Genomic DNA, 13,580 nt, shown 5'->3' with positions numbered 1-13,580 from the left:
AGGGGGTCGGACGTCGATGAGAGTCCATAGATCGGTCCGGATGCCGATGCGGCGGCATAGATGTGGCGGTGGTGCGGTCGCGGCCATGGCGGGTGGCCTGGTGGTCACGCTGGTGGCCACGGCCGGATGTGCCTCACAGGCCGAGCCCCGGGAGGCCGGTGACGCATTGGCTCAGGAGCGCGTCGCCGATGGGCAGGCCATCGGGAGTGGGACAGTGGGCGGCCCACCTGCCGGGAACGTTGGACAGGTGCGTACGGGAACCGAGGGCTCGCGAGACAAACGGGAGGCGGCCGAACGGGAGTTCGGCGAGGCGCCGGCCGCGTTGCGGAGTGCCGCGGCGACGCTGGTCAGGGCGGGTAGTGCACGGGTGCGGACGTCGGTGGAGAGCGAGTCGGGCGCCACTCGGGTCGCGATCCGAGGCAGCGGCGGCTATGACTTCGCCGAGCGCATGGGGCGGCTGCGGGTGCTGCTACCAAAGGACGCGGTGGGGGCGGGCGCACACCAGCCGGTCACCGAACTCCTCGCACCGGCCCAACTGTTCATGTTCAACCGGGGCGCCGGTGTGCCGCGTAACCGCTGGGTTCGGGTGAACAGCACCCGAGTCGCGGACGGCAACCTGGTCACCGGTGGTGCGACCGATCCATTGGTCTCGGCTCAACTCCTGCGCGGAGCTCGGCAGGTAAGTGTGGTGGGGCAGGAGGCTGCGACGGGCGGCGAGGTGCGGCACTATCGGGGGGTCGCCGATCTTGGGGCCGCGGCGCGAGCGGCGCCGCCGTACGCCAAAGCGGTGCTCAGAGCGGCGGCGAAAGGGTTCGCCAGCGACGCGGTGCGCTTTGATGCCTTCCTCGATGAGCAGGGGCGATTGCGCAAGATCCGGCACCGGTTCACCATGACCAGCGTCGCGGGAGGGCAGCATCGGGAGACGGACGTGGTCTCGACGACCGAGTTGTACGCCTTCGGCACGGTGGTGGACCTCCAGCCTCCCAAGCCCGCGGATATTTACGCGGGCACGGTCGATTCGCCGAAGAATTAGGCTCCGTGAGCGGGTTTAGCCCATGGAAATGACCCATCCGTGCCATGTGCACGGTGTGTGCCCATCCCTACGCTGGAATGCCGGCGTCCAGGCCGGCGACACGGTCGGCGCTCGAAGGAGGTGACGCACATGGTGGCGTTTTACGGGTCGCCAGTTCCCGACCATGTGGCCCTCGTCGAGATTGATCTCTACGGCGAGTTGATGATCGCCGCGTCGAGTGTGGTCGAGGAACGAATGAGCGCGGACCATATCGACCAGGTGCTGCGCGTCGAGGTGGACCGATCAGTTTCCGCCACTTCGAAACCGGTCCGCGAGTGAGTGCGCGATCTCGGCCGCGGTTCGGCATGGGCCGGCCATGCCGTACGCGGGGCTGCCGCACGCCTGGTGGGCTCGCGGGTCGGAGCCGTTCGGGCGATTGTGGTCGTGAGCCGGCCCGCGGCGCCCGTCAGGTGCGCAGCAGTCGGGCGATGGCGGCCGTGGCCTCGGCAACCTTGGTGTCGATCTCTTCGCCGCCCCGGACCGCGGCGTCTGCCACACAGTGTCGAAGATGCTCTTCGAGCAGTTGCAGGGCGAAGGATTGCAGCGCCTTTGTACTGGCCGAGACCTGGGTGAGGATGTCGATGCAGTAGACGTCCTCGTCAACCATGCGTTGCAGGCCGCGGATCTGGCCCTCGATCCGGCGCAGCCGCTTGAGGTGTTGATCCCGCTGCTTGGCGTACCCGTGCGGCCCGGGCGGGCTGCCTGTCGAGGTGCCCTGTGGCGGTTGCGCCGAGTGGCCCGCGCACGAGGTGCTGTCACGGGTCTGGTCCAAGGCGTCGTCCGCGCGGGACACTGTGACCTGCGTCGCCGCCGTGACCTCGCCGGTTTCGGCTGATGTGGTGGCGGGCAGGGCGTCGCTGGGAGCTTGGGGCTGGTCGCCATCGCGGGCGGCCCCGCTGTCGGCTGCCGTCGTCGTCATGGCGTCCTTTCGGTCCGATGAGGGCGTCATATACCCCCTTGGGGTACATGGTACCGAATGGCGCTGATGGTAGCCGAACCCGTTATAGGCACTCTGCCCGATAGGCGACACTGGTGGGATGCCGGTTAGCCATGGCCGGATGTTGTGCCTAGCATCAACGAGACCGAATCCGCTGCACCCAGAGGATGCCCCAGTGCGCTTTCGTCTGACCCCCAGGGAGACGAGCTTCTACGACATGTTCGCCGCGTCAGCGGACAACATCGTGACCGGCTCCAAGCTCCTCATGGAACTGCTCGGGGCGGACTCCTCCGCTCGGGCCGAGATCGCTGAGCGCATGCGGGCGGCGGAGCACGCGGGCGACGACGCCACCCACGCGATCTTCCATCAGCTCAACTCGTCCTTCATTACGCCGTTCGACCGTGAGGACATCTACACCCTTGCCTCCTCGCTCGACGACATCATGGACTTCATGGAAGAGGCCGTTGACCTGGTCGTCCTCTACCAGGTGGATGAGCTGCCCAAGGGGGTTGAGCAGCAGATCGAGGTGCTGGCCAGGGCCGCCGAGCTGACCTCCGAGGCCATGCCGAACCTGCGCACCATGACCAACCTCACGGAGTACTGGATCGAGGTCAACCGGCTGGAGAACCAGGCGGACCAGATCCACCGCAAGCTTTTGGCCCATCTGTTCAACGGTAAGTACGACGCGATGGACGTGCTCAAGCTCAAGCAGATCGTCGATGTGCTTGAGGAGGCGGCCGATGCCTTCGAGCACGTCGCCAACACCGTTGAGACCATCGCGGTCAAGGAGTCCTGACCACCGGTGGACACCTTTGCGCTCGTCGTGACCATCGGGGTCGCGCTCTTCTTCACGTATACGAACGGCTTTCACGACTCTGCCAACGCCATCGCGACCTCGGTTTCCACCCGGGCTCTAACACCGCGCGCCGCGTTGGCGATGGCCGCGGTGATGAACCTCGCCGGTGCCTTCCTTGGTAGCGAGGTCGCCAAAACCGTCAGTGAAGGGCTGATCCAGACGCCCGAGGGCGACAAGGGGATGGGCATCCTCTTCGCCGCGCTCGTCGGGGCGATCGCGTGGAACCTCGTCACCTGGTACTTCGGCCTGCCGTCCTCGTCCTCGCACGCCCTGTTCGGCGGCATGGTGGGCGCGGCGCTGGCCGGTGGCATCGACGTCATCTGGTCCGGGGTGATCGAGAAGGTCGTCATCCCGATGTTCGTGTCGCCGTTCGTCGGCCTGATCCTCGGCTATCTGGTGATGGTCTTGATCATGTGGCTGTTCCGTGATTCCAACCCGCACAAGGCCAAGCGCGGCTTCCGTATCGCCCAGACCGTTTCGGCGGCGGGCATGGCCCTTGGTCACGGTTTGCAGGACGCCCAGAAGACGATGGGCATCGTGGTGATGGCCCTGGTCATCGCCGATGTGGAGGATGCGGGCGATCCGATTCCGGTCTGGGTGAAGATCGTCTGCGCCCTGATGCTGTCGCTCGGTACGTACGCGGGCGGCTGGCGCATCATGCGTACCCTGGGCCGCCGGATCATCGAACTCGACCCGCCGCAGGGCTTCGCCGCGGAGACGACCGCGGCGTCCGTGATGTACACCGCGTCGTTCATGTTCCACGCGCCGATCTCCACGACGCATGTGATCACCTCGGGAATCATGGGCGTGGGTGCCACCAAGCGGATCAAGGCGGTCCGGTGGGGCGTCGCCAAGAACATCATCATGGGCTGGTTCATCACGATGCCGGCTGCTGCCGCGGTCGCCGCGGTGAGCTATTGGATTGTGCAGTTGGCCTTCGGCTGACGCGCCGTGCGGCCCACGCTGCCCGAGCCCTAGCCTCAGCCCCGGCTCCATGCCCGGCCCGATTCCGACCCATTTCAACCCGGCCCGGACCATTCCATACCGGCCCATCCTGACCCGTTTCGCCTGACCTGTCCTGACCAGACCTGTCCTGTCCTGTCCTGGCCAGACCAGACCTGTCCTGGCCCGGTCGGTGGTCGTGCTTCGGTTGCAGCGGCGTTTTCCGTACCAGCATGGTGGCCAGTGGATGAGTGTGGCCCGCCCCCCGGGAGCCGGGGGGCGGGCCCTTCGCCTTGCGGTGGCACCGCCATGCAGCACCGCAAAGCTGCTCTTTCGCGAGCCCGCCCCGCAGCGCCCGATCTGGGGTGCTTGGTCCGGGACGGGGGTCGGGCTGATTAGCCGAAGCGGCCGGAGATGTAGTCCTCAGTGGCCTGCACGGACGGGTTGGCGAAGATCCGCTCGGTGTCATCGAGCTCGATGAGCTTGCCGGGCTGGCCGACCGCGGAGAGGTTGAAGAACGCCGTACGGTCCGACACACGGGCCGCCTGCTGCATGTTGTGCGTCACGATGACGATCGTGAAGCGCTCCTTCAACTCGCCGACCAGGTCCTCGATGGCGAGGGTGGAGATCGGGTCGAGCGCCGAGCACGGCTCGTCCATCAGCAGCACCTGCGGCTCGACCGCGATCGCACGGGCGATGCATAGGCGCTGCTGCTGGCCACCGGAGAGGCCGGAGCCGGGCTTGTTCAGCCGGTCCTTGACCTCGTTCCAAAGGTTGGCGCCCTTGAGCGACTTCTCAACGACATCGCTCAGTTCGTTCTTGCGGTACGAGCCGTTCAGGCGCAGCCCCGCCGCCACGTTGTCGAAGATCGACATGGTGGGGAACGGGTTGGGGCGCTGGAAGACCATGCCGATGGTGCGGCGCACGGAGACCGGGTCCACGCCGGAGCCGTAGAGGTTCTCGTCATCGAGGAGCACCTTGCCCTCGACCCGGCCGCCCGGGGTGACCTCGTGCATCCGGTTGAGGGTGCGCAGGAAGGTGGACTTGCCGCAGCCGGAGGGGCCGATGAAGGCGGTCACGGAGCGCGGCTCCACGGTCATCGAGATGTCCTCGATGGCCATGTGCGAGCCGTAATACGCGGTGAGGCCGCTGACGTCGATGCGCTTGGCCATGTGAATCACTTCTTTTCTCACGTCGGCCCCGCGCGGCGGAGCCTGAATACGGGGCCTCAGCGGCCGGTCTTCGGGGCCTTCCAGCGGGCGATGCCACGCGCGACCAGGTTCAAGATCATGACGAAGGCGATCAGTACGAGCGCCGCCGCCCAGGCCCGGTCGTACGAGGGCTCATTGCCGTTCTGCCACTGTTCGTAGATGTAGTACGGCAGTGAGGACTGGGCGTCTTCGAACGGGTTGTTGTTGATCGCCGGGTTGCCGAACACCAGCAGGACGATCGGTGCGGACTCACCCGCGATACGGGCGACGGCGAGCATGACACCGGTGGTGATGCCGCCGATCGCGGTCGGCAGCACGACCTTGATGATGGTGCGCCACTTGGGTACGCCCAATGCGAGCGAGGCTTCGCGCAACTCGTTCGGGACGAGCTTGAGCATCTCCTCGGTGGAGCGGACGACGACCGGCATCATCAAGATCGCCAGCGCCATGGCACCGGCGAAGCCGGAGTAGCTGAAGTCGAGCATGATGATCCACAGGCTGAGGATGAACAGACCGGCCACGATCGAGGGGATGCCGGTCATGACGTCCACGAAGAACGTGACGGTCTTCGCCAGCTTTCCGCGCCCGTACTCCACCAGGTAGATGGCGGTCAGCAGGCCGATGGGGACGGCGATCAGGGTGGCGATGGCCACCTGCTCCAGGGTGCCGATCAGGGCGTGGTAGACGCCGCCGCCCGCCAGCATGCGCTGGGTGCCGTCCATCGAGTGGCCGAGGAAGTAGCCGTCGAGGACCGTGGAGCCCCGGTCCACCGTCTCGTACACGAGCGAGGCCAGCGGGATGACGGCCAGCAGGAAGCAGACCCAGACCAGGCTGGTGGCCAGCTGGTTCTTGGCCTGCCGCCGGCCCTCCACCTTGAGCGTGAGCAGGTAGGTGAAGACCACGAAGAGGATGGCCGATATGAGGCCCCACTGGATCTTGCTCTCCAGGCCGATCAGGGCACCGCCGCCGCAGCCGATGATGAGCGCGAGGGCGAGCGGGGCGGCCGGACCCCACCACGGCAGGCGTGCCTGGCGCAGGGTGGAGAGCTGCGGTGCGCTCGCGGGATCGGCCGACTTGTTGACCGTGATGTTGCTCATGCCCCGCACCTTTCGATGACGTCTTCGCCCACACGGCGCGAAGGTGCGGCGAGCTGGTTTGGCTGCGAGGAGGTGGCCATGGGCGCGTCACTCATGCGTTGGCCCCCGAGTACTCCTTGCGGCGGGCGATGATCATGCGGGCCGCGCCGTTCACGATGAGGGTCAGGACGAACAGCACCAGACCCGAGGCGATCAGCGCGTCGCGGCCAACGCTGCCCTCGACGTCGGTGGCCTCCTTGAAGCCGCTCGCGATGTTCTGGGCGATGGTGCCGCCGCCCGAGTCCAGCAGGCTGGGCTGGATGTCGAAGCTGGTGGAGAGCACGGTGGCGACGGCCATCGTCTCGCCGAGCGCGCGGCCAAGGCCCAGCATGGAAGCGCTGATGATGCCGGAGCGGCCGAACGGCAGCACGGACATCCGAATGACCTCCCAGCGGGTCGCGCCGAGGGCCAGCGCCGCTTCCTCGTGCATCTTCGGGACCTGGAGGAAGACCTCGCGGCTGACGCTTGTCACGGTCGGCAAGATCATGATCGCCAGCAGGATACCGATGGTGAACAGCGAACGGGGCGTGCCGTCGTTGTACTCGAAGATCCCGGTCCAGCCGAGGTAGTCGTCGAACCACTTGTAGAGCCCTTCGAGGTGCGGTACCAGGAAGAGCGCGCCCCACAGGCCGTAGACGATGCTGGGCACCGCGGCGAGCAGGTCGATCAGGTAGCCGATCGTCGAGGCGAGCGGGCGCGGGGCGTAGTGCGAGATGAACAGCGCGATGCCGATGGCCACCGGTACGGCGATGACCATGGCGATGACGGCGCTGACGACCGTGCCGTAGAGGAGTACGGCGATGCCGAAGTTGGGGTGGGCGCCGTTGGCCGCCCACTCGAAGGTCGTGAGGAAGCTGCCTTCGTTCTTGGTCAGTGCCCTGGTGGCCCGAACGGTGAGGAAGATCGCGATGGCGGCCATGACGACTAGCAGCGCGATGCCGGAGCCCCGGGAGAATGCCAGGAAGATCCGGTCACCGGGCCGGGCGGCCGTGCCCGTCGAGCCCGCCTTGTCCACCGCGAGCGGCGGTTGGTCCTGGGGTGGCGGACTGGTCGGTGAGGTGGGTTTTATGTCCATGTGTTTCTCCGGTCTGCGGAGCCTGGGTGCGGCTCCTGGCGCGGCGGTGCACCGGAAGGTGCGGCCGACCTCCACGCGTCCCCTCCGCGCCCGGCCAGGGCGCGGAGGGGATGGCGGCCGACCGCACTCGGGGTCAGGAGAGGGTGGAGACGGTGTCGCGGACCTTGGTGGCGATCGCGGCGGGCAGCGGGGCGTAGCCCAGCTCCTTCAGCGAGGTCTGACCGCCCTCACTGGCGGTGTAGGCCAGGAAGGACTTGGTGGCCTCGGCCGTGTCGGCCTTGTTGCCCTTGTCGCAGGCGATCTCGTACGTGACCAGGGTGATCGGGTACGCGCCCGGGGCCTTGGTGTCGTACGCGAGCTTCAGCGCCAGGTCCTTGCCCTCGCCGACGACCTTGGCCTCGGCGATGGCCTTGGAAGCGTTATCGACGGTGGCCTCGACCGGGGCGTCGGCACCGGTGTCGAGCGCCACGGTCTTGAGGCTGCTGGACGCGGCGTAGGAGAGCTCGAAGTAGGAGATCGCGCCGTTGACCTGCTTCACCTGCGCGGACACGCCGGAGGAGCCGTCAGCGGACTGGCCGCCCTCGCCCTCCCAGGCCTTGCCCGGCTCGTGAGGCCAGGCCGCGGGGGAGGCGGCCTTGAGGTACTTGGTGAAGTTGTCGGTGGTGCCCGAGTCGTCCGAGCGGTGGAACGCCTGGATCTTCAGGTCGGGCAGGTTGGCGTCCGGGTTGAGCTTCTTGATCGCCTCGTCGTCCCACTTCTTGATCTTCGAGTCGAAGATCTTGGACAGCGTTTCGGCGTCCAGGGTGAGCTTGTCCACGCCGGAGACGTTGAAGCCGACCGCGATCGGGCCGCCGACCATCGGCAGGTTGATGCCCTGGCCGCCCTTGCAGATCTTCTTCGACGCGGCAACCTCTTCGGGCTTCAGCGCCGAGTCGGACCCAGCGAACGCCGTCTTGCCCTGGAGGAACTCCTGGATGCCGGCGCCGGAACCGGTCGCCTTGTAGTTGACCTTGGTGCCGTCGCACTCATCGCTGTAGTTCTTGACCCACAGGTCCATGGCGTTCTGCTGCGCGGACGAACCGGAGGCGAGCAGGTCGCCCTTGCCCTCGCACTTGATCGGGCCGGCGGCCTTCGTCGAGTCGCCGCCACCGTTGGACTCTTTGCTGTTGTCGTCCGAGCCGCACGCTGTGAGGACCAGGGCGCCGGACACGGCGAGGGCACCGGCGGCAATGGCGCGAAGCCGGTTCTTGCGCTGAAGCTTCACTTTTCGGGAGTTCCTTCCAGGAGCCGCCGGTGGGGACGGCGCGCGAAGACATTGATGTCGTAACAGGTCTGCGTAAGCAGGTACCAAAGCGCGAGGGCCCATGCGCGGTCCGACTCGCACTGTCTACGGCCGAAATTAGGCAGATCAGATGAAGCCGCTGAAGGGCATGGGTGAACGCAAGGTGAACCTCACCCGTCAGGGTGGTGGCCTCCCTGAGGGATGTTGCGTATGGGGCGGATGGGTGGTGCTGAGCTGGTCGCCTGATGGCGCCGAGGTGTCTGCATGGCGGTGGGGCGCTGGGGGATGAGTAGGGCGCGTGCGCCGTGCGAGGGGAGCGCATGGCGAGGCGTACGCCGGGTGATGGGCAACGGATGGCGCGGTGGACGCCCAGCGAGCCGAAAGTGAACCGTGTGGGGGACGGCGGGCCAGGGTTTGGGGGCTTTTTCCACACCCCTGTTGCCGCGGGGCCTGACGTGGCACGATCCGACGTTACGTGTCAGTAAGTTCGGTAGGGGTGCGGGGAAACGGAGGCCGACCGGTGCGACGGGAGCAGGAGACGGACGGGGCGAGCGGGAGAAGCGGCACAGGCCGGGGGCGCGCAGTCATGGCGGCAACCGCCCTGGTGTGCGCCGTGGCCGGGGTGCTGACGATGCCGGGGGTGGCCCAGGCCGCCCCGGACAAGCCGAAGCCCAAGAGTGCCAAGGAGTTGGCGGAGGTCCACCGCCAGGTCGAGGCGCTCTATCAAAAGGCGGAAAAGGCCACCGACGCGTACAACCTGGCGCAGGAGCGACAGCGAAACCAGGAGAAGCAGCTCACGCGGATCGCTGAGTCGGTCACCGCCGCCCAGAAGGAGATGGCCGAGCTGCGCAAGCAAGCCGGGGCGATGGCCCGGGCGCAGTACCGGGACGGTGGCATGCCGCCCGAGGCGCGCATGCTGCTCAATACCGACCCGGAAGGCTTCTTGGACGGTGTGGCCCTCGCGCGAAAGGGTCAGCACGCCACCAAGGGCGTACTGGGCAGCCTGGCCCGCACCCAGTCCGAGCTGGACCGGCACGCGAAGGACGCGACGGCCAAATGGACGCTGCTTGAGCAGACCCGTACGCAGAAGGACGCCGCGCGCAAGGACGTCAAGGCCAAGCTCGCGGCGGCGAAGAAGCTGGAGTCCGAGCTCGCGGCCGAGGAGCGGGAACGGCTGCGCAAGCTGGAGGCCGACAAGGCGGCCAAGGCGCAGTCGAAGTGGCTGCGTTCGGGCGCCCTTCAGGACACCAAGGGCGAGGCGAGCACCGCGGGTGAGCGGGCCGTCGCCTTCGCCACTGAGCAGATCGGCAAGGCGTACGAGTGGGGCGCCGAGGGCCCGAAGACCTTCGACTGCTCGGGCCTGACGCTACGAGCCTGGGGCGCGGGCGGCCAAGCGATACCGCGGACGTCGCAGGAGCAATGGCGGCAACTGCCCAAGGTGGACATCAAGGACATGCGCCCCGGTGACCTGATCATCTACCACAAGGACGCGAGCCACGTCGGGATGTACGTGGGCGACGGCACGATCGTCCACGCCCCGCGTCCTGGCCGGAATGTGACGCTGGCAGGTGCAGGTTCGATGGAGATCTTGGGCGTGGTGCGCCCCGACGCGGCAACGGGGCCCAAGGCGCCCAAGGCGCCCAAGGCGCCCAAGGCACCCAAGGCACCCAAGGCACCCAAGGCTTCCAAGTCGACGGAGTAGCAGGCCGCGCGGTTCGGGCCGACCGGATGGTACGGGCCGCGCCTTGGATGGTGTGGCGCGTGGCCCGAGCGCGTGGGCGACAGCCCGCCGGCGGGGTGGCCGGCACGGCACGGCCGGCGGGTGGCGAGCGCGCCCGGGCGCGGTGCGCGTGCGCTGACGAGAGGTACGGACCTATGGCGCGTACCCGACGCTGCCAGGGCCGTCTGACGCCAGCCCATACCCGTACGGGCTGCTGCATATGACCCTGGTCACCCATTCGGGCGGCATTCCGTTCGGGTGTCAGGATTCGCTAGGGTCGCCTGGCACTACCCGGCAGCACACCGTGCCCCTTCCGCCCCAGTGGTTGCGGCAGCGGATGCGGTGCGCGGTCGGTACGGGCGGCGGCAAGCCGTCCGGAGCTCAGCCGTTCGCGTACCGCCGTCCGCTCCACGCGGCCGATGGTGCGCGGCGACCGAGCCCAGGCCCCCCACCTCATGGGCCGGCCGCGACACGCCCGACACCATGGGCCGATCGCGACTGGCGGCATCACGCCATGGCTAGGGGCGGACCATGACGCGTCTCGGGGGAGACAAGGAAGTGGAGCGATGCCCGTACCGGCACCTGCACCCGTGCCGCGCCCGCGAGAGGCATCGGCTGCCGCACCGCCACCGCTGGGCCCGCTGCCAGACCCTGGCATCAGCCTGCTGGTGATCGAGGACGACCCGGCCGGGTCGCTCGCGATGCCGGAGTTGGTGGACGCCGAGGGCAAACCGGTGCGTGTCAGAACCGCACGCAACCTCACCGAGGCACAGCGGCTACTCACCGACGACGCCCAGTGCATCGTCTTGGACCTGGCCCTGCCGCGGTCAAAGGACGGCCAGGGCGATGGCGCGGCGGGCGATGGCGGGGACGACGCGCTGGAGACGCTGCGCCAGGTGCTGCGGCTCGCACCCGGGCACGCGGTGCTCGCGCTGACCGCCGAGGGGGACGCGGAGCGCGCGGCCGAGGCAGTTCGGGTGGGAGCCCAGGACTACCTCTTCCGGCACGAGCTGGACGACCGAGTCCTCAGCCGTGCCGTGCGGTACGCGGTGGAGCGCAAGCGCGCCGACCACGCACGCCGTCAGCTCACCGAGTCGCGGCTGCGCGCCCGGGAGAACGCGCGGCTGGAACGTGGGCTGTTGCCCACCCCCCTACTCGACGGCTCCAACCTGCGGTTCGCCACCCGCTACCGCCCCGGCCGTAGCCGGGCGCTGCTCGGCGGCGACTTCTACGACACCGTCCGCACCCCAGACGGCGTGGTGCACGCGATGATCGGCGATGTGTGCGGCCACGGCCCGGACGAGGCGGCACTCGGCGTCGAACTGCGCATCGCCTGGCGGGCGTTAACGCTCGCCGGACTCAGCGGCAACTCCCTGCTCAGCACGCTCCAACAGGTGCTGGAACACGAGCGGGACGACGAGGAGATCTTCGCGACGCTATGCACGGTGGACATCGCCCCCGATAGCCGCCGCGCCGGGCTTTGCCTAGCCGGCCACCCCGCACCGCTCCTCGCTCATTCCGGGAAGGCACCGAAACTCCTCCCGTACGACGAAGGCGGTCCCGCGCTTGGCCTGCTGCCGGACGCGCGCTGGCCGTGCCGGGAGGTGGAGTTGGGCACCGAATGGAGCCTGATGATGTACACCGACGGCCTGATCGAGGGCCGCGTCGGCGCCGGCTCGGACCGGCTCGGCGAGGAGGGCATGGCCGAACTCGTCGGCGAGCTCCTCGCGGCCGGACTCTCCGGCGAGACGCTGCTGGACGCCACGGTGACACAGGTGCGCGAGCTCAACGGCGGCGAGCTGACGGACGACGTGGCCGTGCTGCTGCTCGGCCACGACGGCGTAGAGCAACCGACGCCGTAAGGCGGGGGCGAGGGGGGCAGACAGGCGCCGGCTTCAGCGGCCGTTGAAGGGGCCGTACGGGCCATCCGAGCTGGAGCCGCCGCGGCGACCACGGCCACCGGAGATCTGCCGGACCGCGGGCCGCACGTCCACCATGTACACGATCGTCGCGATGAGGCCGATGATCGGGATGAAGTGCATGACGTCCAGGACCAGGTTCGCTGCCGTCGCGATGCCCAACAGGATCAGCCAGAAGGGCTTGGTCTGCTTGCTCGCCGCCCGGTACGCGTCCTCGCGGCGGATCGCCGAGTCGATGAACGCGAACAGGCTGAAGAGCAGCAGCCCCAAGGAGACCCAGTACAAAAGCTCGTTGAATCCCTGCACCAGCACGTCATCCACCGCCTGAGATGTTGTGAGTGTCCATCGCACCAGTCGGGCGTGTCAGCCGCAACCGTACCCGTACAGCGGAACGAGCACGGGCCTACCACCCGCTTCCGGCCTCGTTGCGCGCCGCGCGCCGCCCGTCGTGGGCCGCCCGTCGTGGGCTGCCCCGGGCTGGCTGTCCCGGTCTGTGGGTAGCCTCGTTCGCCGTCACGTCACGCCGCCGCCCGGCCGGCCGCGGGCTCGCCCGGTTGGGCGCGCCCGCGGCACGGGGGCTGGGTTGGAGCGGGCAAGGCCCGTCACTCCGTGGGCTTGGGCGTGGACTTCTTAGGAGTCGCCTTCTTGGTCGTGCTCTTCTTGGCCGCCGGCTTGGTGCTGCCTGTGCCGCTTACGTTGCTCGTGCTGCCTGTGGTGCCTGGGGTGCTCACGTTGTTCGCGCTGCCCGTGTTGTTTGTACTGCCCGTGTTGTTACCGGCCGCGCCGTTGGGAGAGGGCTGGGGCACGGGAGGCGCTGCCGGCGTCGGAGCGGCGGTAGTGGCGGAGGGGACCGCGGGCTTGGGCGAGGCCGCGGACTTGGGGGAGGCGGGGGGCGGAGTGGCGATGCGTCGCCCGTTGCGCGCGCTGCCGGCAGTGGTGCGCGCCGTGCTCTTCGCGCGCGGCTCGATGGCCTCGGCGACGTCGAGTGCTTCTTCCGCTGCCTCGCCGCGCCAGGTCTGCACGGCGCCCCGGCCGCGCTCGGCCAGCTCGTCGTAGGTGTCGCGGGCCCGCACCGCGTACTCGGCGACCCGACCCACGCCCTGGAGCGTCAAGTCCTGCGCCGTCTCGCGCAGCTTCTTGATGTCGGTGTCGAGGGTGCCCAGCAACTCGGTGAGCTTGGCCTGGGTCTCCTGCGCCTGCTGGGACACGCGCTCCTGTACGACCTTGGGGTCGGTGTCCCGCACGGCCGCGATGCGCTCCGGGGCCTCGGCGACGATCTTGTCGAACAGCGCCGGGGCCTCCCTCAGCTTCTCGGCCGCGAGGTCGGCGGCACCGGCTACGACGTACAGCGGTGTCGGGTCGATGATGCGCTTGCGGATGTCTTCGGTGATGGCCATGACGGGGGTCCTCCCGGATCGGTCAGGGCGTAG

The 13,580-nt window shown here is 68.4% G+C and carries 13 protein-coding genes; 6 read left to right on the top strand and 7 right to left on the bottom strand.

All coding sequences use genetic code 11. The features are described 5' to 3' along the window. Window positions 1–40: 40 nt before the first annotated feature. Together FHS42_RS34450 and FHS42_RS34445 are read left to right on the top strand one after the other, a co-directional pair. A complete protein-coding gene (locus FHS42_RS34450) occupies window positions 41–1,033 on the top strand; it encodes a hypothetical protein (RefSeq protein WP_184580020.1) in 993 nt (330 codons plus the stop codon). Between the two features lie 129 nt (window positions 1,034–1,162). Continuing rightward, window positions 1,163–1,351 (top strand): hypothetical protein, encoded by a 189-nt coding sequence (locus FHS42_RS34445; RefSeq protein ID WP_184580003.1) that lies wholly within the window; start codon window positions 1,163–1,165, stop codon window positions 1,349–1,351. Between the two features lie 127 nt (window positions 1,352–1,478). On the opposite strand, the gene FHS42_RS34440 is transcribed toward FHS42_RS34445, so the two are convergent. Beyond that, window positions 1,479–1,844: a metal-sensitive transcriptional regulator gene (locus FHS42_RS34440; RefSeq protein ID WP_184580018.1), complete on the bottom strand. Its 366-nt coding sequence runs from the start codon at window positions 1,842–1,844 to the stop codon at window positions 1,479–1,481. A 340-nt stretch (window positions 1,845–2,184) separates the two neighbouring features. Here FHS42_RS34440 and FHS42_RS34435 point away from each other — a divergent pair, with 340 nt between their 5' ends. Beyond that, window positions 2,185–2,805 carry a DUF47 domain-containing protein gene (locus tag FHS42_RS34435; protein ID WP_184580001.1) on the top strand — a complete coding sequence of 207 codons (621 nt, stop codon included), beginning with the start codon at window positions 2,185–2,187 and terminating at the stop codon, window positions 2,803–2,805. Window positions 2,806–2,811: 6 nt separating this feature from the next. Then, entirely contained in the window at window positions 2,812–3,810 is a 999-nt protein-coding gene (locus tag FHS42_RS34430) for an inorganic phosphate transporter (RefSeq protein WP_184580000.1), read from the top strand. Between the two features lie 392 nt (window positions 3,811–4,202). Here FHS42_RS34430 and pstB read toward each other — a convergent pair whose 3' ends face one another. From pstB to pstS, 4 genes are all read right to left on the bottom strand, one after another. Beyond that, window positions 4,203–4,979, bottom strand: coding sequence for a phosphate ABC transporter ATP-binding protein PstB (pstB, locus tag FHS42_RS34425; RefSeq protein WP_184579997.1), 777 nt, complete (start codon window positions 4,977–4,979; stop codon window positions 4,203–4,205). 56 nt (window positions 4,980–5,035) lie between these two features. Then, window positions 5,036–6,115: a phosphate ABC transporter permease PstA gene (gene pstA, locus FHS42_RS34420; protein WP_184579995.1), complete on the bottom strand. Its 1,080-nt coding sequence runs from the start codon at window positions 6,113–6,115 to the stop codon at window positions 5,036–5,038. Window positions 6,116–6,206: 91 nt separating this feature from the next. Continuing rightward, the gene (gene pstC, locus FHS42_RS34415; protein ID WP_184579993.1) at window positions 6,207–7,229 is read right to left on the bottom strand and encodes a phosphate ABC transporter permease subunit PstC; all 1,023 of its coding nucleotides are present in this window, start codon (window positions 7,227–7,229) and stop codon (window positions 6,207–6,209) included. 133 nt (window positions 7,230–7,362) lie between these two features. After that, window positions 7,363–8,493 (bottom strand): phosphate ABC transporter substrate-binding protein PstS, encoded by a 1,131-nt coding sequence (pstS, locus tag FHS42_RS34410; RefSeq protein ID WP_184579991.1) that lies wholly within the window; start codon window positions 8,491–8,493, stop codon window positions 7,363–7,365. Between the two features lie 604 nt (window positions 8,494–9,097). Between pstS and FHS42_RS34405 the strand changes: the two genes are divergently transcribed. Both FHS42_RS34405 and FHS42_RS34400 read left to right on the top strand, forming a co-directional pair. After that, the gene (locus FHS42_RS34405; RefSeq protein WP_184579989.1) at window positions 9,098–10,213 is read left to right on the top strand and encodes a C40 family peptidase; all 1,116 of its coding nucleotides are present in this window, start codon (window positions 9,098–9,100) and stop codon (window positions 10,211–10,213) included. 584 nt (window positions 10,214–10,797) lie between these two features. Next, on the top strand, window positions 10,798–12,093 hold the full coding sequence (locus FHS42_RS34400; protein WP_184579987.1) for a PP2C family protein-serine/threonine phosphatase: 1,296 nt from the start codon (window positions 10,798–10,800) through the stop codon (window positions 12,091–12,093). Between the two features lie 33 nt (window positions 12,094–12,126). Here FHS42_RS34400 and FHS42_RS34395 read toward each other — a convergent pair whose 3' ends face one another. Together FHS42_RS34395 and FHS42_RS38895 are read right to left on the bottom strand one after the other, a co-directional pair. Beyond that, window positions 12,127–12,462, bottom strand: coding sequence for a DUF2516 family protein (locus tag FHS42_RS34395; RefSeq protein ID WP_184580016.1), 336 nt, complete (start codon window positions 12,460–12,462; stop codon window positions 12,127–12,129). A 290-nt stretch (window positions 12,463–12,752) separates the two neighbouring features. Then, a complete protein-coding gene (locus tag FHS42_RS38895) occupies window positions 12,753–13,547 on the bottom strand; it encodes a hypothetical protein (RefSeq protein WP_184579985.1) in 795 nt (264 codons plus the stop codon). Window positions 13,548–13,580 lie beyond the last annotated feature (33 nt).

Source organism: Streptomyces zagrosensis (assembly GCF_014203645.1).
GTDB lineage: Bacteria > Actinomycetota > Actinomycetes > Streptomycetales > Streptomycetaceae > Streptomyces > Streptomyces zagrosensis.
Note: the sequence above shows the minus strand (reverse complement) of the source record. Positions and strands in the feature narration are given on the sequence as shown.

Bases quoted from the DNA above. Each gene is read 5' to 3' on its own strand.
- FHS42_RS34450 (WP_184580020.1), top strand. From the start codon at position 41: ATGCCGATGCGGCGGCATAGATGTGGCGGTGGTGCGGTCGCGGCCATG.
- FHS42_RS34445 (WP_184580003.1), top strand. From the start codon at position 1,163: ATGGTGGCGTTTTACGGGTCGCCAGTTCCCGACCATGTGGCCCTCGTC.
- pstB (WP_184579997.1), bottom strand. From the start codon at position 4,979: ATGGCCAAGCGCATCGACGTCAGCGGCCTCACCGCGTATTACGGCTCG.
- pstA (WP_184579995.1), bottom strand. From the start codon at position 6,115: ATGAGCAACATCACGGTCAACAAGTCGGCCGATCCCGCGAGCGCACCG.
- pstC (WP_184579993.1), bottom strand. From the start codon at position 7,229: ATGGACATAAAACCCACCTCACCGACCAGTCCGCCACCCCAGGACCAA.
- FHS42_RS34405 (WP_184579989.1), top strand. From the start codon at position 9,098: ATGGCGGCAACCGCCCTGGTGTGCGCCGTGGCCGGGGTGCTGACGATG.
- FHS42_RS34400 (WP_184579987.1), top strand. From the start codon at position 10,798: ATGCCCGTACCGGCACCTGCACCCGTGCCGCGCCCGCGAGAGGCATCG.
- FHS42_RS38895 (WP_184579985.1), bottom strand. From the start codon at position 13,547: ATGGCCATCACCGAAGACATCCGCAAGCGCATCATCGACCCGACACCG.